Below are 23509 nucleotides of genomic sequence, written 5' to 3' on the forward strand. Positions count from 1 at the left end.
ATCTCAGATAAGACAGGTTGAGTTCGAGTCGATGCCTACATACACATGAGCAAGGGCCGCCTTCGGGCGACCCCTTCTCTATTTTATTCCTTCAGTGTTATTTTTTCGGGAGTTATGTCTAGCGTGTGCTGCACTCCTATCTTCAGTGTATAGTTCTCCCGGTCATGGCTCACCGGAAATCCGAAACAAACCGGATAGTCGTATTCGCTGATCACGTCGCGGATGATCTCTTCGACGGTGGCGCCGAACGGCCGCGTCGTATCCTTCGAGTCGGTGAAGCCGCCGATGACGAGTCCTTCGAGGCGGTCCAGCTTGCCGCTGCGCTTCAGCTGATGGAGCATTCTGTCGATATTGTAGCGGTATTCGCCGACGTCTTCGAGGAAGAGGATCTTTCCTTTGGTACGCATATCGGAGACCGTGCCTGTCAGATGAGCGATCAGTGAGAGGTTGCCGCCCACGAGACGGCCGGTCGCTGTGCCGGTGCGGTTGAAGGGATGGGGCGCGCATTCGTAGGCTGCTTTTTCGCCATTTAGCGCCTTACGCAGCGAACGGACATAGACGTCGTCTGCGCCGCCGTCGTTGAAGGCCCCGGCCATGGGTGAGTGCAGGGTCACTATCTTGTAGTTGGACCAGATATGTGTATGAAGAATGGTAATGTCGCTGAAGCCGGCGATCCATTTCGGGGCCTTCGCGAAGGTCGAGAAATCGATGCGGTCGATGATCCTGGTGAGGCCATAACCGCCGCGTCCGCAGAGGATGGCGGTTATATCAGGATCGTCGAGCATCTGCTGGAATTCTGCCAGGCGTTGGTCGTCGGTACCGGAGAAATAGTTGTCCGAGGGTCCGCCGACTGTATGGCCGACGCGGACCTTGTAACCCCAGGTCTGCAGGGTCTCAATACAGATGGCCGCTCTTTCGGCCGGCATATAGCCCGCTGGACAGACGATGGCGATGGTGTCTCCGGGTTTCAGGCAGGGAGGGATTTTCATGGCAGGGGTGCTAGGTTGACGGATTTTTCGGACAGCCTGGCCTGGCCGTCGCGCGTATCGAGAATATGCGGGATGCCGTACTTGAGTGCGTAGTTCTCTTTCTGGTGGCCCACGGGAAAATCAAAACATACCGGATAGGAATACTGCCTTACCCTTTCGGTGACGATGTCGACGACCGTGCGGACAAACTCCTCGCCGGGATCGTCGGGCTTTACTTTAAATCCTCCGACGACGAGGCCTGCAAGACGATTCAGCCGACCCGTTCGCTCCAGGTGCCAGAACATGCGATCGATGCTGTACAGGTATTCGCCGGTGTCTTCCACGAAGAGGATCTTGCCGGTCGTGTCGATATCGGATGGTGTTCCGGCCAGGGTCTCGATGGTCTTCAGATTGCCGCCTACGAGCATCCCTTCGGCGAGACCCGCGCGGTTTTGCGGATGGGGCGTGGCCGAATATTCCATTCTTTCTCCGGCGAGTGCCTGGCGGATCGAAAGGATGGATTTCGCCTGGGCGGGCTCAGCTTTTGACCAGTCGTCGGGAAAGCTGTTGCACATTTTGGAATGGACCGAAGCCATATTGAAATTGGTATGAATATGGCATAGAAGGACGGTGATATCACTGAAACCTATGATCCATTTGGGGTGCTGGATCAGGCCGACAAAATCCAGCCGGTCGATGATGTGTACGACGCCGTATCCGCCGCGGGCGCAGAGGATCGCTGCGATCCCGGGGTCATTGATCATTTTCTGAAAATCCGCCGCCCTTTCATCGTCAGTTCCGCCAAAGATCGCGTCTTTTTTCCCGACTGTATCGCCGACCCTTATTCTGAAACCCCAGCTTTCGATCAGCTGGGTGGCAGGCTGGATCTCTTTCAGCGTGATATTCCCGGCGGGACAGGTAATGCCGATGGTGTCGCCTGGTTTGAGGTAGGGAGGAGTGATAAGGGGAAAAGGCGCCCTCGTTGTTGCCGGTGCGGTGGGTAGTTGTGCGGCGGCGCCCCGTGGTTGTGCGCCGAGTGCAGGTCCCGCGGCGCCCAGCGTCAGCAACGAAGAGAGAAAGTTTTTCGATTCATCTTAACTTTTGGATTAATATTGTTGCGGCAAAAAATGGTCGAAACTTATTTTTTGCCGCAAATCATTTAATGTCGGGAACTGGACGCTGTCCAGTTCGGGTGGCCACAATCGCGGCCGCTTAAAATTACTACTTTTAGTACATGCGTTCTTTATTGGCATTCTTATTCTTGTTATTGTCATTAGGGATAGGACAGAGGTTGAATGGACAGGATCTCACCGGACAATGGACGGGGACTGCCACCGACAGCAAGTCGGAAAGTCAACAAAAATTAGTCTTATCTATCACGGAGGGTGACTCTTCCATTGGCGGGGTACTCCACTGGTACTCGCCGGAATACCAATATATACGTCATATCGTCATCAGCGGACGCTTCTACGGGAAGGATTCGATCCTTACGATCCGCGAGGACAGTTCCATCACCAGTGCAGTGGAAGGCGGTGATCCTTTCCGGAATTCTGAGGTGAAAGCGGGTCCCTCGCCCGGTTTTTATATTCTGTTTTACCGGCGGTCGGCGGGGAGGAAGGATATTCTCGAGGGTCACTGGGGGTTTACCAACCAGCAGACCGGAAAGTCGGGCAAGATGGAGATCCGTCTCGAGAAAAAAGCTCCTCCCTTTATCCCGATCATGTTGCCGCCCCATCCAAAGAAAGACTCTACCGAGTCCAGGCAACTGCTGGACAGAGAAACCAAAGTAGCAGCGACTATCCCTGCCCGGGGGACGGATACCATCCGGGTCGCGCTGTATGACAACGGGGAGATCGACGGAGACTCGGTCAGCCTGTTTGTCAACGGCCAGCTGCTGGTGCAGCACGTCAAGCTGACGGCGGATGCCAAGGTCCTGCTGATACCCATCGACAAGAGCCTGCCCGTGAACCGGGTGGTGCTGTTCGCGGAGAATCTGGGGAAGCTGCCGCCGAATACCGCGCTGATGGAGGTGACGATACACGGGAAGACGTATAATCTGTTCCTTTCGACGGACTACAGGAAGAACGCGTCGGTGGAGTTTAATTTACAAGAGTAGGGGGACGGGGAGCGTTGGGGACGGGGAGCGTTGGGGACGGGAGCGCCGGGGACGGGGAGCGTTGGGGACGCATGGCTTGTGGAGGCCATCGGAGCGGGGACTACGGGCGACCGGCGAGCCGGACTTCTGCCGTGGCCGCGACGCCGCCGCCGTCTTTGCAGCATCCCGCAAAGGGCGTAACTTTGCACCCACTAAATTTAGCTCCGCCGGTGGCGGAAGGAATTACTCATATGACGAATCAACCTAAAAGATATCTCATCACGGCAGCACTGCCCTACGCCAACGGCCTGAAACACGTCGGTCATCTGGCGGGCGCCTATCTGCCGGCAGACATATATGTACGCTATCTCCGGGCGCAGCATCGCGACGTCGCCTTTATTTGCGGCAGCGACGAACACGGAACGGCCATCCCTATCCAGGCGATGAAAGAAGGTACGACTCCCCGGGCGATCATCGATAAATACCACGAGCTGATCAAGCAAAATTTTGCCGACCTGGGCATTTCCTTCGACATCTATCACCGCACGAGCGAGCCTATCCACCACGAGACCAGCCGCGAATTCTTTACCAATCTCAACGACCGCGGCGAACTGATCGTGAAGGAAACCGAACAATACTACGACGAGGAAGCCAAGACCTTTCTGGCAGACCGGTATATCGTGGGGACCTGTCCGGTATGCGGAAATAAACGCGCCTATGGCGACCAGTGCGAGAACTGCGGCAGTTCACTGAGCCCCGAGCGCTGATCGACCCACACAGCACGCTGAGCGGTACGCCACCGGTGAAGAAAAGTACCAAACACTGGTACCTGCCCCTCGACAAGCACGAAGACTTCCTTCGGGAATGGATACTGAAAGAACACAAGGACGACTGGCGCGCCAGTGTCGTCGGCCAGTGCAAGAGCTGGATCGACGGCGGTCTCCAGCCCCGTGCCGTAACGCGCGACCTGGACTGGGGTGTAAAAGTCCCGCTGCCCGAAGCGGAAGGAAAGGTATTGTATGTCTGGTTCGACGCGCCTATCGGCTATATCAGCGCCACCCGCCAGTGGGCCATCGATAACGGCAAAGACTGGAAACCCTACTGGTACGACAAGGACACCAAACTGGTCCATTTCATCGGAAAGGACAATATCGTTTTCCACTGCATCATCTTCCCGATCATGCTCAGGCTGCACGGGAATATCCTCCCGGACAACGTCCCGGCAAACGAGTTCCTCAATCTGGAAGGAGACAAGATGAGCACCAGCCGCAACTGGAAACTGGAAATGCAGGATTTTATCGACGATTTCATCAATAAAGAAAACGGCGGCCCGCAGATGGCCGACAGTCTTCGCTATTATCTGACGACCATCGCTCCCGAATCCAAAGACAGTGATTTCACCTGGAAGGGCTACCAGGATGCTTACAAGAGCGGACTCGTGGATAACCTCGGCAATTTCGTCAACCGGACTTTCGTGCTGATGCACAAGCTGTGTAAGGGTAAGGTTCCGCCGCTGCACTCCGGCACGTTCGATGATACGGACAGGGCTATGTTCGCTGCAGTCGCGGCGACAAAGACGAAGGTCGGGCAGCTTCATCGAAGAGTACCGTTTTCGCGAGGCGCAGTTCGAAGTGATCATGCTCGCCGACCAGGCCAATAAATACATGCAGAAGAAAGAGCCCTGGATCGTCGCCCGGACGCTGGAAACGACGCCGGAGAACCAGCAGCTCATCGACAACTGCATCCATGTGTGCCTCCAGGTAACTGCCAACCTGGCCATCCTGATCAATCCGTTCCTGCCTTTTACGGCGAAAAAGATGCTGCATATGATGAAGGTGGTGGAAAAAATGCTCGACTGGGAGAATGCAGGAAAGACGAATCTGCTGAGTGTAGGGTATAGCCTGCGGCCGCCGGAGCTGTTGTTCCGGAAGCTGGAGGATGACGAGATCAAGGCGCAGGTGGCCAAGCTGCAGACGGCTTCCGCAGCCAAAGCGGCAGAGACGGCAGCGGCTAAGGCGGCAGAGGCCGGGGGAAGGCTGGTAGCGTACCCGAGGTGACCGCAGGCATGGTAGTGCCGGCCGAACCAAAGGCAACCATTGTCTATGACGATTTTGCCGAAGCTAGACCTGCGGGTGGGCACCATCGTTGCCGCAGAAAAAGTGGAAAAGGCAGACAAGCTGCTGAAGCTCGCGGTAGACACTGGGCACCGGGACGAGGACTATCGTGTCCGGCATCGCCATGCACTTCAGGCCGGAGGAGATCATCGGCAGGCAGGTCGTTGTGGTCGCCAACCTCGCGCCCCGGAAGATGAGGGGAATTGAAAGCAACGGAATGATACTGATGGCCGAGGACAAGGCGGGGAAGCTGCATTTTGTGAATCCGTCCGAGGCAGTGGAACCGGGATCGGGTGTGAGTTGAGGGGACCCTCCGGGGGTAACCGGGTCTTTCCGGTGAGGGGCGAGCGGTGCCTTTCGCGGGTTTTGCGGATCAAATCCTTTGGTCGCATTTTTTCGTATATGAGGTTTGACATGCCGAAACGCCCTAAATACGTTATAAGTATTCTTCTCCTCGCTGTGTTGGTGTCGGGATCGATGATCCGAGGGTCTGGCCTGTCGTTCCCGTTCTGCGGGGTCCGCGATGAGGGGCGATGGATCTTCGGTGAAAGCCGCCGACCTGTCCTCTTCCTTCGATAGCAACGAGGCCTTGTCGGACAGCCGCTACCTCTACAAAATCCTCTCGGTGAGGGGGCGGTGCAAAAGATCGTCCGGCGAGAATCGGGCAACTATGTCATTACCCTGGAAGGCCGGGCGCCGGGCCGGGCGCTGGTCGACTGCCATCTCGACTCCGTTTATAATGGCCGGTACCTATCGCTGCGCAATGGCGATAGCGTCACCCTCCGGGGCACCTGCGCGGGCAGGCTGCTCAATGTAATTCTTATGCAATGCATAATAGAGAAGTAGCAATTGTCGTTAACTAAACGACCGAAAAATAAGTGCTACCCCTTAGTTATCCACCTCCCGATACTTAGAGACACTTATTATCGTTTTATTAAGTGCAGGGCCCCGAAAGGCCCGACAACGTTGACTATCCTTGCTTATTGCCCATTGGTATAGGGACCCTTAATATATCCTATGTGGGCAGTAATGCAAAAAAAACAGCGATTCCCGATTGGTCGGATGTTCTACATTCACTGCGGTTACGCTGTGTATTTTAAAAAATCTAATATCTAAACGACCTGTCGTGCTATGAAACAGACCCTCCAGTACAAGATCCTGCCGTATAACCGATATAGTTCGTTCTACCAGGAGAAGGAAAGTTTTTACAGAAGTTTCATCAACCAGTACTATCTGGACTTTGCACACCACCAGTTGTCCCAGGAGCATTACGACGCCTACCTGAGTAAGACACTTATCGCACCACACGACATACAGTTCGGGTCCAATCCCCGGAAAGTGATCTGGAAGATCGGGATGCCCTCGTTCCAGATAAAAGATATCAACGACTTTAAGGACCACAAGATACTTTTCTACCGGACGAAGCTGCTCCGCCAGAAAGTGCTGATACAGTTTCATTTCATCAACGGGTTCTTCTACTATTCCCAGCTGAGCTTCCTGTCTTTTACGGAAAAGACCAACAGCATTCTATTCAACTCGATCAAAAATAAATATGAATGTCCCAATTCTTTTGAAGACAAGGACAGGCTTTTAATGACGGATATCTGCGGTAATAAGATGATCATCGAAAAAGGTGTATACCTGACGGTGAGCTATATGACCGGAGACAGCTATCCGAGGCAGCTGATGGAAGTGCAGATCAGGGAGCGCTACGAACAGCTGAACAAGGCGGACAATTACGAAATCGACAAACTCTCGAAAATCCTTTAACACGACTCGGTTTATTGATTTAGATTCTGGCCGGTGGCTTGTCCATCGGCCTTTTTTCTTCAGGGGAGGGTGGAGAGGCAGGTCGGGGTACCGAAATTTTTCCTATCTTCGGTATCAATAGTTGTTTAACTAACTAATTTCAACCATATGAACCGGATCATTAAGAAAGTGGCTGTATTGGGCAGCGGCGTCAGTGGGGTCCAGGATCGCCTGTCATTTTGCGGGCATCGGCCTGCAAACCCTGTTACTGGACATGGCGCCTACCGCGCTGACGGAAGCCGAAACGGCCAAAAAGCTCACACTGGAGCACCCCGCAGTCCGCAACCGGATAGTACACGACTCGCTGGCGGCAGCGCTGAAATCCAATCCTTCTCCGGTATATACAAAAGAGGTCGCAAGCAGGATAAAGACGGGAAATTTTACGGATAACCTGAAGGATATCGCTGACTGCGACTGGGTGATCGAGGTGGTGGTTGAACGACTGGACATCAAGCAGCAGTTATTCACGGAAGTAGAAAAATACCGGAAGCCGGGCACGCTGATCACTTCCAATACCTCCGGCATTCCCATCCACCTCATGGCGGAGGGACGGAGCGACGACTTCAAAAAGCATTTCTGCGGCACCCACTTCTTTAACCCGCCCCGCTATCTGCGGCTGCTCGAGATCATCCCCACCCCGCACACCAGTCCGGAGGTAACGGATTTCCTCCTGCACTACGGGGACCTCTATCTAGGCAAGACGACGGTGCTCTGCAAGGACACGCCGGCCTTTATCGCCAACCGCATCGGAGTGTTCAGCATCATGGCCATCTTCCGACTGCAGGAACAGCTGGGTCTGACGATCGACGAAGTGGAATCGCTGGCGGGCCCGCTGATCGGCCGGCCCAAATCGGCTATCTTCCGCACGGCAGACGTAGTGGGTATCGATACGCTGGTCAAAGTGGCAAAAGGCATCGCCGCCAACTGCCCCGACGACGAACAGAAAGACGTCTTTACCATTCCCGGCTGGCTCGACAAGATGGTAGCCAACAACTGGCTGGGTGACAAGACTGGTCAGGGCTTCTTTAAAAAGACAAAAGGGAAGGGCGGAGAGAAAGAGATCCTTACGCTCGACCTGAAGACGATGGAATATGGCCCGCGCCAGCGACCGAAATTCGCCAGCGTGGAAGCTGCGAAGGCAGTGGACGATCTGAAGACGAGACTGAAGATGCTGGCCCAGGGGGCGGACAAAGCGGGAGAATTTTTCCGGCTCTTTCACTGCACGCTGTTCTCCTATGTCTCGCTTCGCATTCCGGAGATCTCCGACGAGCTCTACAGGATAGACGATGCCATGATGGCCGGATTCGGCTGGGAGATCGGCGTATTCGAAAGCTGGGATGTTCTTGGTGTGGAGGCAATGGTCAGGAAAATAAAGGAGGCCGGTTTTAAAGTAGCTCCCTGGGTCGAAGAGATGCTGGCCGCGGGAATAAAGACCTTCTATAAGGTAGACAGCGGCAAGCGCCTGTGTTATGATGTCGCCAGCAAATCGTATAAGCCGCTGCCCGGCGGCGCCGCGTTCCTGGTGATGAAGAATTTCGAGGGACAAACGGTATGGAAGAACAGCGCCTGTCACCTGTATCATCTTGGAGACGAAGTGCTGGGTCTGGAGTGGAATACCAAGATGGGGACCATCGGGGAGAAGTGCTGGAAGGCATCCAGCGATCGATCGGTACAGCGGAAGAAAAATACAAAGGACTGGTCATCGCCAATGACGCGCAAAATTTCAGCGCCGGCGCCAATGTCGGACTGATCTTTATGCTGGCGATCGAACAGGACTATGACGAACTGGATATGGCGATCCGCCAGTTCCAGAATACGATGATGCGCGCGCGCTATTCCGCAGTGCCCGTAGTGGTGGCCCCACACGGTCTGACGCTGGGGGCGCCTGCGAGCTGAGTCTGCACGCAGACCGCGTTGTCCCGGCGGCGGAGTCTTATATCGGACTGGTCGAGCTTGGGGTGGGTCTGATCCCCGGCGGAGGCGGGACGAAGGAGTTCGCGCTCAGGGCGGGGGACGAAATGCATGACGGCGAGCCGGAAACGATAACGCTCAAGAACCGCTTCTTCACCGTTGCCACGGCGAAGGTTTCGACTTCGGCCGCCGAGGCTTTCGATCTGGGCATCCTGAAAAAGGACAGGGATATCGTCAGCATCAACCAGGGCCGGCGTATCGCGGAAGCCAAGAGCTCGGTGATCGAAATATACAATGACGGTTATACGATGCCCGTACCCCGCAAGGACGTAAAAGTGCTGGGGCGGTCCGCCCTTGGGGCGCTCTACTCTGGCATTCACGCGATGTGGCGGGGACAGTATGCTACCGACCATGACGTCGTAGTCGCCAAAAAACTGGCTTTCGTCATGTGCGGCGGCGACCTCAGCGAGCCGGCTCTTGTCAGCGAGCAGTACCTGCTCGACCTGGAAAGGGAGGCGTTCCTCAGCCTCTGCGGGGAAAAGAAAACGCTCGAGCGGATACAGAGCGTCCTGAAAGGCGGGAAACCGGTGAGAAATTGATTAAATTACAGCATGAATTGCTTATCCTTTTTGGCGCGGCTGCGCTGTCGCTGACGCTGGTAAGCGCGACGGCCGGCCGGATCCAACGCCCCGAAACTGATTCCACATACACCCTGACCGGCACGATCGACGGGCTGAAGAATGGGTGGGTCTATCTGCGGCACGGCCAAACCGAGAAGATCGATTCCGTAAAAGCGGCCTCCGGCAAATTCTCCTTCTCGGGAACCATCGGCGATCCGGAATTCTGCAGGCTGGCCATCATCGGTGCTTCCGGCACAAGAGAGTACCGGACCGAATTCTTCCTCGAGAAAGGGAACCTGCAGGTAAAGGCGAATAAAGGATCGATGGAGAAAGCCGTCATCGGCGGAACACCTGTACAGGACGAGTTCCGGCAATACCAGGAAAAGAGAGGGCGGCGGGCCCGTGGCCAAAGCCGCGACAGTTCGCTATCGATTATATAAAAGCGCACCTGTCCTCCTATTCGTCGGTCATCGCGCTGGATACTTATTTTACTTATGACCCCGACGATATGACCCGACTGGATACGCTATTTCACGGTCTCGCGCCTGGCATTCAGAACTGTTGGAACGGCCAAAAGGTGAGGGAGACCCTGGAAGCGCAGATGAAGACGAGCGTCGGCAGGACCGCGCCAGCCTTCGACCAGCCTGACGCCGACGGCCATTCCATAAGTCTCTCTTCTTTCAAAGGTAAATATGTCCTCATCGACTTCTGGGCCAGCTGGTGCGGGCCCTGCCGCGCCGAGAATCCCGCCGTATTAAAAGCTTATAAGAACTATCACGACAAAGGCCTGTTCATCCTCGCCGTTTCGCTGGACGACAAAAAAGAAGACTGGCTGGCGGCGGTAAAAAGACGGACTGCCGTGGACGCAGGTCTCCGATCTTCATGGCTGGAAGAACAGCGTCGCCGTCGATTATGGCATCAGGGGTATTCCGATGAACTTTCTCCTTGACAAGGATGGCAAGATCATCGCCAAAGGACTGCGCGGCGAAGACCTGGAAAAGAAATTATCAGAACTACTCCACTGATCATGGGCGAAGCGGAATTAAATATCTCTTCTCATCAGCTGGTGATCCGGTCGGTGCTCTATTTCTACGGCGGAGCCGCCGATCAGACACTGGCCCTGCAAATCGCGGAGGAAATCGCCATGGCGTGGAACGAGCCGCTGGGCAAGGTGAGGATCAGGGGGAGATATACGATGTACGATTTGAGATCGAAGGTGCCTGGAAACCGGACCTGCAGCCCGCCAATGTCTGGCACAATACGGACCCTCGGCTCAATTTCTTTCGTATAGAAGAGTTTTCCCTGCATGATATTTCTTCGGTTGACGGACTGGGCTGCAATACCGGCTATTTCAAATTGGGAAACCTCCTCAACCATTCCACCACCGCCGCTCACGAATATGGGCATACGCTGGGACTGGACCATCCGAAGGACCTGGACATCAGGGGGAAGGGTCAGCCAGGGATCATGTATCCGCGCGGGACGCTCTGTGACCCGCCGTACCAGTATGACCCCGCGGCAACGCCGGGGGGACCGGGAGGAACGCTGAATCCTGTTACCAGGAAGGTGCTCGCCTCGGACATTGCCGGGTTGAGGCTATCGCGGTTATCATTCGACCGGCGCTCGATGTCTATTCTCGGGGAATTCTCTTCGTTTTATCATCAGAAGCACGAGCGGGTGCTATAGCAGCGCGTCGAGCGCGCTGCCGATCGAGGGATAGAGGAACTGGAAGCCCGCGGTTCGTGTTTTCGCGGCGCTTACGGTGGTACTCTTGAGCACTTCTATGCTCATCTCGCCCAGCAACAATTTCAGGAAAAAAGAAGGAATATAGATCGGTACGAGGTACCGGCCTTTGAGGCGGCGACCGAGCGTGAGCACGAGCTCGCGGTTGCTGACGGGCTGCGGCGCTACGCCGTTGAAGACGCCCGACCATTCTTTTTGTTCGATGGCCGCAAGGTACAGGCGGCAGAGGTCGTCGACGTGGATCCAGCTTGACGACCTGTTTGCCACTACCGAGGATAGCCGCGACGCCGAGCCGAACAGGTTTGCGGAATTCCGCCAGGGCTCCGCCTTTGTCGCTGAGGACGATGCCTGTCCGGATAATGACCAGCCGTTTGCCGGCTTCTGTGACGGGCTGGATCGCGTCCTCCCAGAGGCGGCAGGTCTCGCCGAGGAAGTCGTCGTCGGCAGGGGCGGCTCTTCGAACGGCTGAGGATTTGGAATGACGGGGTCGGGACCATACCAGCCGATGGCCGAGGCGCTAATAACGGCGGCTACTTTATTGGGGATCTCTTTCAGCGCCGTTGCGATGAGGGCGCTGGTTTTTGTGCGGCTTTCGACGATGACTTTTTTCTCGCGGCGCTCCACCGGTGGTCGGCGACTCCCGCGCCCGCGAGGTGGATGATGTAGTCCGCGGACTGGATGGCCGCGGGGTCGATGTACCCGGTGTCGGGATCCCAGCGGGCCTGGGTGGGGATGTTAGTGCGGGCGGGTGATGGAGCGCCCGCGGGCGAGGAGCCATCCTTTTTTCTCGACAGGACGATAACCCGATAGCCGCGTTCTGTCAGCAGGCGGGTCAGCGCCGTGCCGATGAGTCCTGTTCCACCAGTGATAAGGATTGTAGACATAGGAGATGTATTGATACAAAAATAAAGAAAATCCCCCGGAGAACCGGGGGAATAAAACAACTAAAAACAAACTATCTTTTGGGATGACCCCGGTGGGTGGTGTGGACCGCGTCAGTCCGGTCGTTTGCCATCCAAAAATGTATTGATCGTGCTGATCTCCGTGTTGTTGTTTTCGTCCGTCTTGACTTCGTAGTTGCTGTAGAAGTTCTCGACGTTGGAGATCGTGTTGTACAATTCCAAATTACGGCGGATGTAGGCCGGCACAGTTTCAAACTCATTGTTCGGATCGGCGGCATTAACGTTGAAGGACAAGTTGCGTAACTTGTTGATACGTTCTGCTGCGCGGCGTTTGAGATCATCCGCATCGTCCTGCGCTGCAGGCTCCTCTACGGGTGAGTTCGGCACCGACATTGGTTGGGTTTGATGGGCCCCAGAGCTCATCCGCCGTCGAATCCGAAGTCCTGAATACAAGCTGCATATCGGGCGAAGTTTCATCTTCCATCGACGGATTTAAGGCAGTCGTGTTCGGGGTCGGCTCCTTGACAGGATTTTTGTGTTCTGGGCTGGATTGCTTGTCATTCCATGGGTCTTCCGCATAGATATTAGAAGGCCTTGCAAGGTATCCCCCTGACGCTGCAGACGCAGGAGAATTTTTGGGGCGGCAGGCGCCTGATTTTTTTGAATTGGTTTGGGTTCCGGGTCCGGAGACAGCACCCATTCTACGCGTTTTGGCTGTTCGTCGTCATAGCGATTGCCCGGGGTGTCGGAGTGGAAAGGGGTCGCCTGCCGGGGTTCTTCGGCCCGCTGAGTGTCCCTTGTACGCGGGTCGTCGACGAATATGCGCGGCTGCTCGTCGGATACAAACGGTGAATCGGAGAACAGCGTCAGCGGCTCGGGTGGGGCTACGGGCGCGGTGGTGTCAACCAGCTTTGGCTGAAGGGCATCCGGTAATGGAGCAGACGATGGTTCCTGATCCATTACCGGTGATGAACCTTGTGAATTCCGCGATACGGTGCCAAGGGTCGGTTCCTTCTTACTTGGGGCTTCCTTTGCTGCGTCTACAGAGGGTTGAACAGGCCGATTGTCCTTCGGATACTCCTGGTTTAATGGCAATAGTATCTTTTCCTCCTTCTTAGGCGCCGGTGCCGCATCGGCAGTCTTGACGATGAACGGGTCCCTGTGCTCGAATCCGGTAGCGATCAGGGTGATGCCCAGGCTGGCTCCCAATGTATTGTCGTAACCCAGACCGAGGATGACATCGGTGTGTTCACCGGCCTGGCTTAATAAATAGTTCTGGATAATGTCCACTTCGTCCATCGTGAACTCGAACTCGCCCTCGCTGGAGTTGATATTGATCAGGATCCATTTGGCCCCGCTGATATCATTGTCGTTGAGGAGGGGCGAGTTCATCGCTCTTCGATAGCCTTCTGCGCCCTGTTGTCGCCCTTGGCCGTCGCGCTGCCGAGGATGGCCACGCCGCCGTTGCGCATGACCGTGCAGACGTCGGCAAAGTCGACGTTGATCTGACCGGTGCTATTGATGACGTCGGTAATACATTTTGCGGCAGTTGCCAGCACATTGTCGGCCTTGGCGAAAGCCTCTTTCATTTTCAGGTTGCCGAACTGGTGGCGCAGCTTGTCGTTGCTGATGACCAGGAGGGTGTCCACGTACTGTTTCATCACGCGTATGCCCTCTTCGGCCTGGATCTGCCTTTTCTTCCCCTCGTAGGAGAACGGCGTCGTGATGATGCCCACGGTAAGAATGCCAAGGTCCTTACAGATCTTGGAGATGATAGGCGCGCCGCCGGTGCCGGTGCCGCCACCCATGCCGGCCGTGATGAAAGCCATCTTCGTGTTTACCTCGAGGATCTGTTTGATCTCCTCCAGACTCTCTTCACACGCCTGCCTGCCGATGTCGGGATTGGCTCCCGCCCCAAGTCCCTGCGTCAGGTGGGGCCCAAGCTGGATCTTGTTGGGCACACGGCTCTGCGCGATAGCCTGGGCATCGGTATTACAAATGATAAAATTCACTCCTTCTATGTTCTGGCTGAACATATGATTCACTGCGTTGCTTCCTCCACCACCCACACCAATTACTTTGATGATGGATGATTTCTCTTTCGGTAGATCAAAATGGATCATAACAAAAAAAATTTAAAACAAATAAATAGGACTGGCCTTACGGCCGGCCTTTGGCACACGGTTCTCTCATTGGGTATGTATGATCTTAAAATAGGGTATGATCTCTTATAGGACTTTTACAGTTTATGGTCTTCTTCCTCCTTGAACAGGTCGATGATGCCGTCCTTGAATTTCCCCCAGAAATCCTTCATCCCCTTCCTGTTGCGGACTCTTTCCTGCTGGAGCATCTCCTGGCTGAGCGCCTCTTCCTGCTGGGCTTCCATTTTCCTCAGATTCTCGGGCACGTCCACCCTTTTGAATTCTCTTTCGAATTCCTTCCGGTTGTGTTCGTAGTCGCTGTATCCCTTCAGGATAAGTCCGATACAGGTGGAATAGGTAGGCTTGGCGAGCTCTTCGATATGACCTCCTGCCAGGTGTTCCGTCGGAAAGCCGATGCGCGCGTTCAGTCCGGTAATGTATTCCGTCAGCTGTATAAGATGTCTCAGCTGCGAGCCTCCGCCCGTCAGGACGATACCTCCATTGAGCGCCCTGTTGTCCAGGCCTACCTGCTTGAGGTGATAGGATACAAAATCCATGATCTCGCTCATGCGGGCCTGTATGATATTGGCCAGGTTCTTCACGCTGATCTCCTTCGCGGGCATACCCCTCAGACCGGGTATCGTGATATAGGCGTTGGCTTTTGCTTCGTTGGAGAGGGCGGATCCGAACTGCACCTTCATCTGTTCGGCTTGTGTCTTTAGTACGCCCAGCCCCGTCTTGATGTCGTTGGTGATATTCTCGCCGCCGAACGGGATCACGGCCGTATGCTTCAGGATGCCTTCATAGAACACCGCCAGGTCGGTCGTACCACCACCAATGTCCACGATGGCCACGCCTGCCTCCAGGTCTTCCTGCCCCATGACAGCGGCGGCCGAAGCCAGCGGCTGGAGTACGAGGTCCTTGGTGTGAAGGTTGCTCTTCTCCACTGCCCGGTTGATATTGCGAATGGCGTTCTTGTCACCGGTAATGATATGGAAGTTCGCGCCGACCTTCACGCCACCGTAGCCGATCGGGTTGGGGATGTTCTGGAAATTATCCACGGTGAACTCCTGCGGGATGACGTCGATGATCTGGTCGCCGGCGGGTATATAGGTCTTGTACTGATCGGCGATCAGCTGGTCGATCTCCCTGCGCGTGATCTCTTCATCGGTGTTCTGACGGACGATATCTCCGCGGGTCTGGAGGCTTTTGATATGGTGTCCCGCAATACCAACGTAGACTTCGCCGATCTCCAGATTGGGGTTGGAAGAATAGCAGTTGTCCAGGGCCATCTGGATGGCCTTGATCGTCTCGTCGATATTCAGCACCTGACCGTGCTTGACCCCGTTGGAATTGGCACGTCCGAACCCCAATATTTCGAGTTTGCCGTACTCGTTCTTACGACCTGCGATGGCAGCAATCTTTGTCGTTCCGATATCGAGTCCGACGATTATAGGCTGTTCGTGATTCATAGTTTAGTTTATTATATTATAGTTGTTTTTTACGGTTGTCTTCTCATCACTGCCCGGGGTTTGCGGGTTGGGATGACGGGTTTGTGTTGTGTCGCGGGTTTTTCATGGGTAGGGGGTTGTGGTGAATCCGCTGCGGCCGGATGATCGGCGCCCGGTGAATCGGGTACCAGGTCGTAGGTCGTGAGGCTCTGTTCGGTGATGGTGCTGCGTTCGAGCGGCTTCACGTTCTGCTTAAGGGTATCCTGTTGCAACTGCTGTGCCGACTGTATCAGCCGGCGAATATTATTCATGCCCTGGACGGAATCATAACGGCTCTGCTCACTGCCTTTTTTTATGCCGATGACCTGTCCGGCATAGGATACGTCGATGCGGCTGTATTTGTCGAAGCCCGTGCGGCTGAGTACTTCTTTATAAAAGACATAGAGCCGGTGAAACTTCATGGCGATATCGCTGCCGTCGCCAAAGCTTACGCGGTGGCTTCCGACTTCGGGCAGCAGCTCGAAAGTCTTGTCTGCCGTGATATTCACCTGTGCGACCTGGGCCGACCAGAATGAATCCTGCCGGATAAAATCGCTCAGGCTGAGGATCTCCCTGGTCAGTAAGCTGTCCCGTCCCTGCAGACGGACTTTTGCGCCGGGATAGCCCGTGAACACCGGAAGCCGCGCCTGCATTTTCTCCTGCAGCGGAAGCTGAATGCCCGCGCTGTCGATATAGCAGCTGCCGCCGTCGCTGGTGAAGACCCGGGCCGTGGGTTCCCTTTCGACTACGTTCACCCGGAGGATGCCATTGTTATCAAAGAACAGCTGTGCTTTTTCTATCCAGACGTTCTTTTCGAGCGCCGACTCGAGTCGCCTCAGATTGAAAGACGTGATCGGCCGGTTGTCCCCTTTCCCACCCCGTTGCCGGCCAGCAGGTCCGAAATGCTTTTTTATCGACGAACTGATTCGCCGACGGGCTGCTGATCTCGATGTGGAAGCCTTTACAGACGTTGTTGTTTCTGTAACGGACAGCCGCAACCAGCAGCACCAGAACACCGGTGCCTACCACGCCCCAGACGATGGCGCCTGCGACCTTCCTCATATTTATTTTTACGGCCATTGTTTTTTGAGACCCGCCCGATGGTCCAGCGGGCCATCAGACGGGTACAACTAGTGCCCGGGTTTTTGAAATTCCCGTTCACAATATTTTGGTTCACGCAACAGCGGGGATCGGTACATTTTGTCCCCGCCATTGACGGATCGGTTCATTTTGTGTCCAGCAATTGCCGGATAGGTTCGACCAGTGTATCGATGTCTCCTGCGCCGGCTGTGATCACCACTTCCCAGTCGTGACGTCCCTTTATGACCTCCGGCATTTCGGCCTTGTCGCGGACCATTGCCTTGCCTCCGGGGATCTTGCCGGCGATCATTTCGCTGGTCACCCCTTCGATGGGCAGTTCGCGAGCGGGATAGACCGGCAGCAGGTACACCTCATCCGCGAGGTCGAGACTGGCAGCGAAGCCGTCGGCGAAATCGCGGGTCCTGCTGAAGAGGTGCGGCTGAAAGATGACGGTCAGCTTCATCTTTCCGAACAGTTCTTTCGCCCCGCTGATGAGCGCCCTCAGCTCTTCCGGATGGTGGGCGTAGTCGTCGATGAACACCCGGTTCGGTTTCTTGATGACGTACTCAAAGCGACGTTTGACACCCCTGAATGCTGCGACTGCTGCCACTATCTTATCGCCCGCAATCCCGAGGCTGTGAGCGACTGCAATGGCGGCGGTGGCGTTTTCAACGTTGTGGCGTCCGCCCATCGGCAGCGCGATCCTTTCGAGGCTCCAGTCGGCCGTTTTTACGCTGAACAGGTAGTCGCCCTGGTCGATGGTGACGTCCGTCGCGAAAACATCAGGACCGGCGCCGATACCATAGGTCAGGTGTTTGTCGCCCCCGAGCCCGTCCAGTCCCTTCTTACTGAGAAGGAGTCCTCCGGGTTTCAGCCGTCCCGAAAAATCGATGAACGCCTGTCTGACCGCCTCCGCCGTACCATAGATATCGAGATGGTCGGCGTCCATGGCCGTGACGACTGCTACGTCGGGGCTCAGCTTCAGGAAGCTGCGGTCATATTCGTCGGCCTCTATCACACAGACATTCCGCGGATCGCTCCAGAAATTGCTGTTGTAGTTGACCGCGATCCCGCCGAGAAAGGCGTTACAGCCATACCCACTATGCCGCAGGATATGCGCGATCATCGTCGTGATCGTCGTCTTGCCGTGCGTTCCTGCCACACATATATTGAAAGAGCTTGCGGTGATCAGACCCAGCACCTCGCTTCTCTTCATGAGGGTATAGGAATGCTGCTGATACCATACCAGTTCCTTGTGAGCAGCCGGCACCGCCGGCGTATAGACGACCAGATCGACGTCCTTCGGGATCACCGCGACGTCTTCCGAATAGTGGATCTCTATACCTTCTTCCGAAAGCTGCCTCGTCAAGGGCGTCTCCGTCCTGTCGTATCCGCTGACCTCCCGGCCGTGAAACCGGAAGTACCGCGCAAGCGCACTCATGCCTATCCCGCCGATGCCAATAAAATAGAGCCGCTTTATATCTTTTAGTTCGATCATTTCGGTCCAATATCTTTTAAGATCTCTCCGGCTATTCTGTTGGCCGCGTCGACGACGGCCAGCCGGCCGATATTTTCTTTCAGTTGTTGCTGCCGCGCTTTGTCGCCGCAGAGTTCCACGACCAGCCGCACCAGTTGGTCTCTTGCCTCGCTGTCCCTTACCATCAGTCCCGCCCCTTTGCTCACCAAATGTTGGGCATTGGCCGTCTGGTGGTCCTCCGCCGCGAATGGAAACGGTACAAAGACCACCGGCTTGCGCGCCACGCAGAGCTCGGCGATCGACATGGCCCCCGACCTGGATATCACTACGTCCGCGGCGGCAAAAGCATATTCCATCTGCGGAATAAAATCGTTGGTCCACACATTCTCCCGGCCCTTGCTGACCGCGGCCGCTTCCGCGGCGAACGGCTTGCCGGTCTGCCAGACCAGCTGGATGTCCCCGAACTCCGCGATATGCGCGGCGACGGCTTCGTTGATCCCTTTTGCGCCGAGGCTACCCCCGTCGACAGCACGACGGGTCTGGCGGGGTCGAGCCCAAAGTGACGGACGGCCTCGTCGCGGCTCACTGTACTATTCACGATCGCGCTTCTTACAGGATTCCCCGTGACCATTATACGGTCCGCGGGAAAGAACTTCTGCATCCCGTCACTCGCCACAAAGACTTTCACCGCCTTCTTCCCTAATAAAATATTACTCTTACCCGCAAAAGAATTGCTCTCGTGGATAAAGTGGGAATGCCTTTGGCCTGCGCCGCGCGCAGCACCGGGAAGCTGGAGTAGCCGCCCACGCCGATCACCGCGTCCGGCATAAAACTGCTGAAGATGGAACTGACCCGGAAGAAACTCCTGATCAGCTTCATCGGCAGTCCGATATTCTTTATCAAAGAACTTCTGTTGAATCCGGCGATGTCTATCCCTTCGATCCGATAGCCCGCCTCGGGGCACTTTTTCCATCTCCATCTTTCCCTTCGCCCCGACAAAGAGAAATTCGATCGTCGGATCCTGCTGTTTCAGCGCCCCGGCAATGGCGATGGCCGGGAAAATATGGCCTCCCGTGCCGCCGCCCGCTATGATGATTCGTTTATTGCTCATGCGGCCGGCTCCTCCATATCTTTTGTTTCATCGTTTTCATTTTGTTCCGCGTTCCGCGCCACGCTGAGAATGATCCCGATCGCCAGACAGGTGAACAGGAAGGAGCTGCCTCCCATGCTGACCAGCGGCAGGGTCACCCCGGTGACCGGAAACAAATTGACGTTCACCGCCATATTCGCCAGCGCCTGGATGACGAGGGTGAAGCTCAGCCCCAGTGCCAGAAACGCCCCGAATGCAAACGGACAACGCCGGAAGATGCGGATGCTCCGCAGCAGGAACACCAGATAGATCAATACTATAAACAAGCCTCCGACAATCCCGTATTCTTCGATGATGATCGCGAAGATGAAATCGGAATAGGGATGGGGGAGGAAATTTCTTTGCTGGCTGTTGCCGGGTCCGAGCCCGAGTATGCCTCCTTTGGCGATGGCTATCTTGGCCTGGTTGGTCTGGTAGTTCTTGTCGTCGTTGGTCGACTTGTCTCCATAAACAAAGGTCTCGACCCGGCTGATCCAGGTGTCCACCCGGACAGACAGGCGCGATCGTCCTTCCACCCTCGGCTTCTCGGTGACGCCGCCGTTGGACTTGTGGCGGATGACGGCTGCCGATACCAGGATCGCGAGCGGTATCGCTGCGATGAGGACGGTCAGCAGCAGGTGCTTTGCGCTGACGCGGCCTATGAACAGCAGCATCAGGCTGGTGGCTCCTATCAGCAGGGCAGCGGACAGATTGGCCGGGGCTATCAGTATACAAATGATGGCGACGGGAGTGATCACCGGCAGGAAGCCCGTCCGAAAATCTTTTATCGTGTCCTGTTTCTTGCTCAACAGGCGGCTCAGGTACATGAACAGCGCCAGCTTCGCAAGGTCCGAGGTCTGGAAGGTCATGTTGATGATCGGCAGGCGGATCCATCGGCTTCCCTCGTTGAGTTTGACGCCGAAGAACAGCGTATAGAACAGCAGCGGTATGGAAACCAAAAATAAGATCCTCGCCACTTTCGAATACATCGTATAGTTGACCTGGTGGGCAAAATAGATGATCAGCACGCCCACCATGATAAAGGCGAACTGTTTAAAGAGATAGACTTCCGTATTCCCCTTGTACATTTTATAGGCCAGCAGGCCGGTACTGCTGTAAACGACCAGCAGGGATACAACGGCCAAAAGGACCACTGCGGTCCAGATAACCTTGTCACCCTGGTACGCGACCGAAGGCTGCGAAACGGTGATTTTTCTATCGTAGCCGAATTACTCATAGATCACGGACAGCCTCCTTGAACTGCCGTCCTCTGTCTTCATAGTTTTTGAACAGGTCGAAGCTGGCGCAGGCGGGGCTCAGCAGTACCGAGTCTCCTTTGGTAGCGAAATGGAATGCGGCTTTCACGGCTTCTTCTGCGCTAAGGGTGTTCACCATCAGCGGAACGTCGTGCTGGAATGCGTCGTGGATCTTGCGGTTGTCTACTCCCATGCAAACGATGGCCTTCACTTTCTCCTTGACGAGGTCCCGGATAAGGCCGTAGTCGTTGCCCTTGTCTACTCCACCCAATATCAGAATAGTCGGTTTATCCATGCTTTCCAGAGCATACCAGGTGCTGTTGACGTTGGTTGCCTTGGAGTCGTTGATAAACTCCACCCCACGTACCGTGCTGACATATTCCATTCGGTGTTCCAGCGCTTCAAAACTCTGGATGGCTTCCCGGATCTTCTCCTTTCGGATGCCGACGGTTGCGGATGCAATGCCTGCTGCCATGGTGTTATATTGATTGTGAATGCCTTTCAAGGCAAAATCGTAAATGCTCATTTGAAGTTTCTCGCTGCCTGTATTGATATTCATCTGTCCGTTCTTCATAAATGCTCCTTTGCCGGGTTCCTGTTGCATAGTAAATGGTAGGTGGTTAGAGTGAATCGAAAATTGGCTTATATACTTGGTTATCACAGGATCGTCTTCATTATATATAAAGCTGGTCGTCAGCGGTCTGATTCATGGTTATCCGAAACTTGCTGGCGATATAGTTCTCAAATTTGTACTCATAGCGGTCCAGGTGATCCTCCGTGATATTGGTCAGAATAGCCACATCCGACCGAAAATTCAGGATATCGTCCAGCTGGAAGCTGGAAATTTCCACCACATACCATTCCTTCGGGTCTTCGGCGACCTGTCGCGCGAAGGAATAACCGATATTACCGACGAGCGCGCAGTCCAGCTCTCCGTGGCGGCAGATATGATAGGTCAGCGCCGTGGTGGTGCTCTTTCCATTGCTGCCGGTAATACCGATGATCCTGCTGTCGCCCTTGTACCGGTAGGCAAGCTCGATCTCGCTGATGACGGGAATGTTTTTTCCCCTGATCTGTTTGACGAGCTCGTTCTTATCCGGTATGCCCGGGCTTTTCATTACTTCGTCTGCTGAAAGGATACGATCAACCGAATGTCCGCCTTCCTCGAAGGCGATATTATGGGTTTGGAGGTCTTTCCGGTAGTTGTCTTTCAGAGGGCTGCCGTCGGATACGAACACGTCATACCCTCGCTGCGCAGCCAGTATCGCTGCGCCGACGCCGCTTTCACCACCACCGAGTATGACCATTTTCTTAGACATAGTTATTCAGTTCCTCCGGTCCACGGATTATGGGGTTCTTCAAAAGCATAGATATTACTGCACCACAATTTCTTTTCCTCTACGTATGGGTCAACGGTGGCCCCTGCATACTTGCCATACAGGGTTGGTTTTTCATACATGAATTTATAGCGGGCCGCCGTGGAAGCCGGTGGCTATCTTATCTTGAGCGTTGCGATGGCAAAAGCCACGCAAAGAATAGTTACGATCCAGAACCTTGTCACGATCTTGCTCTCATGGTAGCCGAGTTTCTGATAGTGGTGATGCAGAGGGCTCATGAGAAAAACCCTTTTGCCTTCTCCGTATTTCTTCTTCGTATATCTGAAATAGGTCACCTGTATGGTCACGCTCAGCACTTCTACGAGGAACACGCCGCAGAAGATGGGGATCAGCAGTTCTTTGCGGACGATGATGGCCAGCGCCGCAATGATGCCGCCGAGGGTCAGGCTGCCGGTATCTCCCATGAATACCTGCGCCGGATAGGCGTTGTACCAGAGGAAGCCCACGCAGGCCCCGACGAGCGCGCCTATAAAGATGGACAGCTCGCCGAGATTTGGGATATACATGACATTCAGGTACTCCGCAAACCGGATATTGCCGCTGGCATAGGCAAAGATCCCCAGACAGGCCCCGATGACGGCGCTGGTCCCTGTCGCCAGACCGTCAAGTCCGTCCGTGAGATTGGCTCCGTTGGACACCGCCGTAATGATAAAGATCACGATGACGATGTACAGGATCCAGGTCAGTCCCCTCAGCGCCTGCGGCAGGAGCTTCGAATAGTTGAACTCGTGGTTCTTTACAAACGGGATCGTCGTGATCGGTTCTTTCGCGGGTGCAAACAGCTTCTTCTCCTTTCCCAGCGTAATGGTCTTCCAGCCTGTTGTATCGGCGGGAGGCGTCTGACCTACGTATTCCCGGTAGACCATCGTATTGGTATTAAAATAGAGCGTCGAGCCTACCACGAGTCCGAGTACGACCTGGCCCAGTACCTTGAACCAGCCGGCCAGCCCGTCCTTGTCGCCTTTCTTATATGGGACGCCCTGTTCTTTGGCGATCCGCTTGGCGCGCATCTTCAGGTAGTCGTCGATAAAACCGATGAGACCCAGCCAGATGGTGCTGAAGATCATCAGCCGGATATAGGCTTTGTGCAAGTCAGCCAGCAGGAAGGTCGGGATCAGGATGGCGAGGATGATGATAAAGCCGCCCATGGTCGGGGTACCTTTCTTCTGCTGTTCGCCGGCCAGACCGAGGTCGCGTACGGTCTCGCCGATCTGTTTCTTCACCAGGTAGCGGATCAGCCTTTTCCCGAAGATCATGCTGACGATCAGGGAAAACAGGACAGCCAGCAGTACCCGGAAGGTAATGAACTGGAACAGGGCGCTTCCCGGCACCTTGATGCTATTCTGTTTAAACCATTCAAATAAGTAATACAGCATG

The 23509-nt window shown here is 55.1% G+C and carries 26 protein-coding genes and 2 pseudogenes; 12 read left to right on the plus strand and 16 right to left on the minus strand.

Features of this window, described 5'->3' with window-relative positions:
- Positions 1 to 83 precede the first annotated feature (83 nt).
- Complete coding sequence (locus tag ACQ86N_RS39690) at positions 84 to 989, minus strand: S66 peptidase family protein (RefSeq protein WP_431211855.1); 906 nt, start codon at positions 987 to 989, stop codon at positions 84 to 86.
- Complete coding sequence (locus tag ACQ86N_RS39695; RefSeq protein ID WP_431211856.1) at positions 986 to 2035, minus strand: S66 peptidase family protein; 1050 nt, start codon at positions 2033 to 2035, stop codon at positions 986 to 988. The genes ACQ86N_RS39690 and ACQ86N_RS39695 overlap by 4 nt, the downstream gene beginning before the upstream one ends.
- A 224-nt stretch (positions 2036 to 2259) precedes the next feature.
- Here ACQ86N_RS39695 and ACQ86N_RS39700 point away from each other — a divergent pair, with 224 nt between their 5' ends.
- The 12 genes and pseudogenes from ACQ86N_RS39700 (at position 2260) to ACQ86N_RS39755 (ending at position 11203) form a co-directional block, all read left to right on the plus strand.
- Positions 2260 to 3084, plus strand: a complete 825-nt coding sequence (locus ACQ86N_RS39700) for a hypothetical protein (RefSeq protein ID WP_431211857.1) — start codon at positions 2260 to 2262, stop codon at positions 3082 to 3084.
- A 230-nt stretch (positions 3085 to 3314) separates the two neighbouring features.
- Positions 3315 to 4723, plus strand: a pseudogene (metG, locus tag ACQ86N_RS39705) (methionine--tRNA ligase).
- Complete coding sequence (locus ACQ86N_RS39710) at positions 4701 to 5120, plus strand: hypothetical protein (RefSeq protein ID WP_431217782.1); 420 nt, start codon at positions 4701 to 4703, stop codon at positions 5118 to 5120. Before metG ends, ACQ86N_RS39710 begins: the two are co-directional and overlap by 23 nt.
- Before the next feature lie 166 nt (positions 5121 to 5286).
- Positions 5287 to 5481, plus strand: coding sequence for a hypothetical protein (locus ACQ86N_RS39715; RefSeq protein ID WP_431211858.1), 195 nt, complete (start codon positions 5287 to 5289; stop codon positions 5479 to 5481).
- Positions 5482 to 5813: 332 nt separating this feature from the next.
- Positions 5814 to 6023: a hypothetical protein gene (locus ACQ86N_RS39720; RefSeq protein WP_431211859.1), complete on the plus strand. Its 210-nt coding sequence runs from the start codon at positions 5814 to 5816 to the stop codon at positions 6021 to 6023.
- A gap of 285 nt (positions 6024 to 6308) precedes the next feature.
- Positions 6309 to 6947: a hypothetical protein gene (locus ACQ86N_RS39725; RefSeq protein ID WP_431211860.1), complete on the plus strand. Its 639-nt coding sequence runs from the start codon at positions 6309 to 6311 to the stop codon at positions 6945 to 6947.
- A gap of 193 nt (positions 6948 to 7140) precedes the next feature.
- On the plus strand, positions 7141 to 8736 hold the full coding sequence (locus ACQ86N_RS39730; protein WP_431211861.1) for a 3-hydroxyacyl-CoA dehydrogenase NAD-binding domain-containing protein: 1596 nt from the start codon (positions 7141 to 7143) through the stop codon (positions 8734 to 8736).
- A 5-nt stretch (positions 8737 to 8741) separates the two neighbouring features.
- Positions 8742 to 8882, plus strand: coding sequence for a hypothetical protein (locus ACQ86N_RS39735; protein WP_431211862.1), 141 nt, complete (start codon positions 8742 to 8744; stop codon positions 8880 to 8882).
- A gap of 62 nt (positions 8883 to 8944) precedes the next feature.
- Complete coding sequence (locus ACQ86N_RS39740; protein WP_431211863.1) at positions 8945 to 9496, plus strand: hypothetical protein; 552 nt, start codon at positions 8945 to 8947, stop codon at positions 9494 to 9496.
- A gap of 17 nt (positions 9497 to 9513) precedes the next feature.
- Entirely contained in the window at positions 9514 to 9957 is a 444-nt protein-coding gene (locus ACQ86N_RS39745; RefSeq protein WP_431211864.1) for a DUF4369 domain-containing protein, read from the plus strand.
- A gap of 68 nt (positions 9958 to 10025) precedes the next feature.
- Positions 10026 to 10466 carry a TlpA family protein disulfide reductase gene (locus tag ACQ86N_RS39750; protein WP_431211865.1) on the plus strand — a complete coding sequence of 147 codons (441 nt, stop codon included), beginning with the start codon at positions 10026 to 10028 and terminating at the stop codon, positions 10464 to 10466.
- 200 nt (positions 10467 to 10666) lie between these two features.
- Positions 10667 to 11203: a peptidase M10 gene (locus tag ACQ86N_RS39755; RefSeq protein ID WP_431211866.1), complete on the plus strand. Its 537-nt coding sequence runs from the start codon at positions 10667 to 10669 to the stop codon at positions 11201 to 11203.
- Here the strand turns inward: ACQ86N_RS39755 and ACQ86N_RS39760 are convergent.
- The 14 genes and pseudogenes from ACQ86N_RS39760 to mraY all read right to left on the minus strand — a co-directional run bounded on the left by ACQ86N_RS39760 (position 11198) and on the right by mraY (position 23508).
- Positions 11198 to 11884 (minus strand): DUF1731 domain-containing protein, encoded by a 687-nt coding sequence (locus ACQ86N_RS39760; protein WP_431211867.1) that lies wholly within the window; start codon positions 11882 to 11884, stop codon positions 11198 to 11200. The genes ACQ86N_RS39755 and ACQ86N_RS39760 overlap by 6 nt on opposite strands.
- On the minus strand, positions 11812 to 12144 hold the full coding sequence (locus tag ACQ86N_RS39765; protein ID WP_431211868.1) for an NAD-dependent epimerase/dehydratase family protein: 333 nt from the start codon (positions 12142 to 12144) through the stop codon (positions 11812 to 11814). Before ACQ86N_RS39765 ends, ACQ86N_RS39760 begins: the two co-directional genes overlap by 73 nt.
- Before the next feature lie 111 nt (positions 12145 to 12255).
- Positions 12256 to 12555, minus strand: a complete 300-nt coding sequence (locus tag ACQ86N_RS39770; protein WP_431211869.1) for a hypothetical protein — start codon at positions 12553 to 12555, stop codon at positions 12256 to 12258.
- 99 nt (positions 12556 to 12654) lie between these two features.
- Positions 12655 to 13554 (minus strand): hypothetical protein, encoded by a 900-nt coding sequence (locus ACQ86N_RS39775; protein WP_431211870.1) that lies wholly within the window; start codon positions 13552 to 13554, stop codon positions 12655 to 12657.
- Entirely contained in the window at positions 13551 to 14285 is a 735-nt protein-coding gene (ftsZ, locus tag ACQ86N_RS39780) for a cell division protein FtsZ (RefSeq protein ID WP_431211871.1), read from the minus strand. The genes ACQ86N_RS39775 and ftsZ overlap by 4 nt, the downstream gene beginning before the upstream one ends.
- Before the next feature lie 116 nt (positions 14286 to 14401).
- Complete coding sequence (ftsA, locus tag ACQ86N_RS39785) at positions 14402 to 15775, minus strand: cell division protein FtsA (protein ID WP_431211872.1); 1374 nt, start codon at positions 15773 to 15775, stop codon at positions 14402 to 14404.
- A gap of 29 nt (positions 15776 to 15804) precedes the next feature.
- Positions 15805 to 16809, minus strand: coding sequence for a cell division protein FtsQ/DivIB (locus ACQ86N_RS39790; RefSeq protein WP_431211873.1), 1005 nt, complete (start codon positions 16807 to 16809; stop codon positions 15805 to 15807).
- Between the two features lie 209 nt (positions 16810 to 17018).
- Entirely contained in the window at positions 17019 to 18371 is a 1353-nt protein-coding gene (murC, locus tag ACQ86N_RS39795; protein ID WP_431211874.1) for a UDP-N-acetylmuramate--L-alanine ligase, read from the minus strand.
- Positions 18368 to 18847, minus strand: coding sequence for a UDP-N-acetylglucosamine--N-acetylmuramyl-(pentapeptide) pyrophosphoryl-undecaprenol N-acetylglucosamine transferase (locus tag ACQ86N_RS39800; RefSeq protein WP_431217783.1), 480 nt, complete (start codon positions 18845 to 18847; stop codon positions 18368 to 18370). The genes murC and ACQ86N_RS39800 overlap by 4 nt, the downstream gene beginning before the upstream one ends.
- Positions 18848 to 19086: 239 nt before the next feature.
- A pseudogene (locus tag ACQ86N_RS39805) lies at positions 19087 to 19461 on the minus strand (glycosyltransferase); the annotation flags it as partial.
- Positions 19458 to 20633, minus strand: coding sequence for an FtsW/RodA/SpoVE family cell cycle protein (locus ACQ86N_RS39810; protein ID WP_431211875.1), 1176 nt, complete (start codon positions 20631 to 20633; stop codon positions 19458 to 19460). The gene ACQ86N_RS39810 and the pseudogene ACQ86N_RS39805, both read right to left, overlap by 4 nt.
- Before the next feature lie 79 nt (positions 20634 to 20712).
- Entirely contained in the window at positions 20713 to 21339 is a 627-nt protein-coding gene (locus ACQ86N_RS39815; protein ID WP_431211876.1) for a Mur ligase family protein, read from the minus strand.
- 70 nt (positions 21340 to 21409) lie between these two features.
- Positions 21410 to 22054, minus strand: coding sequence for a Mur ligase family protein (locus ACQ86N_RS39820; RefSeq protein ID WP_431211877.1), 645 nt, complete (start codon positions 22052 to 22054; stop codon positions 21410 to 21412).
- Between the two features lie 173 nt (positions 22055 to 22227).
- Positions 22228 to 23508, minus strand: a complete 1281-nt coding sequence (mraY, locus tag ACQ86N_RS39825) for a phospho-N-acetylmuramoyl-pentapeptide-transferase (RefSeq protein WP_431211878.1) — start codon at positions 23506 to 23508, stop codon at positions 22228 to 22230.
- Position 23509 lies beyond the last annotated feature (1 nt).

The organism is Puia sp. P3, from assembly GCF_050632245.1.
Taxonomy (GTDB): Bacteria; Bacteroidota; Bacteroidia; order Chitinophagales; family Chitinophagaceae; genus Puia.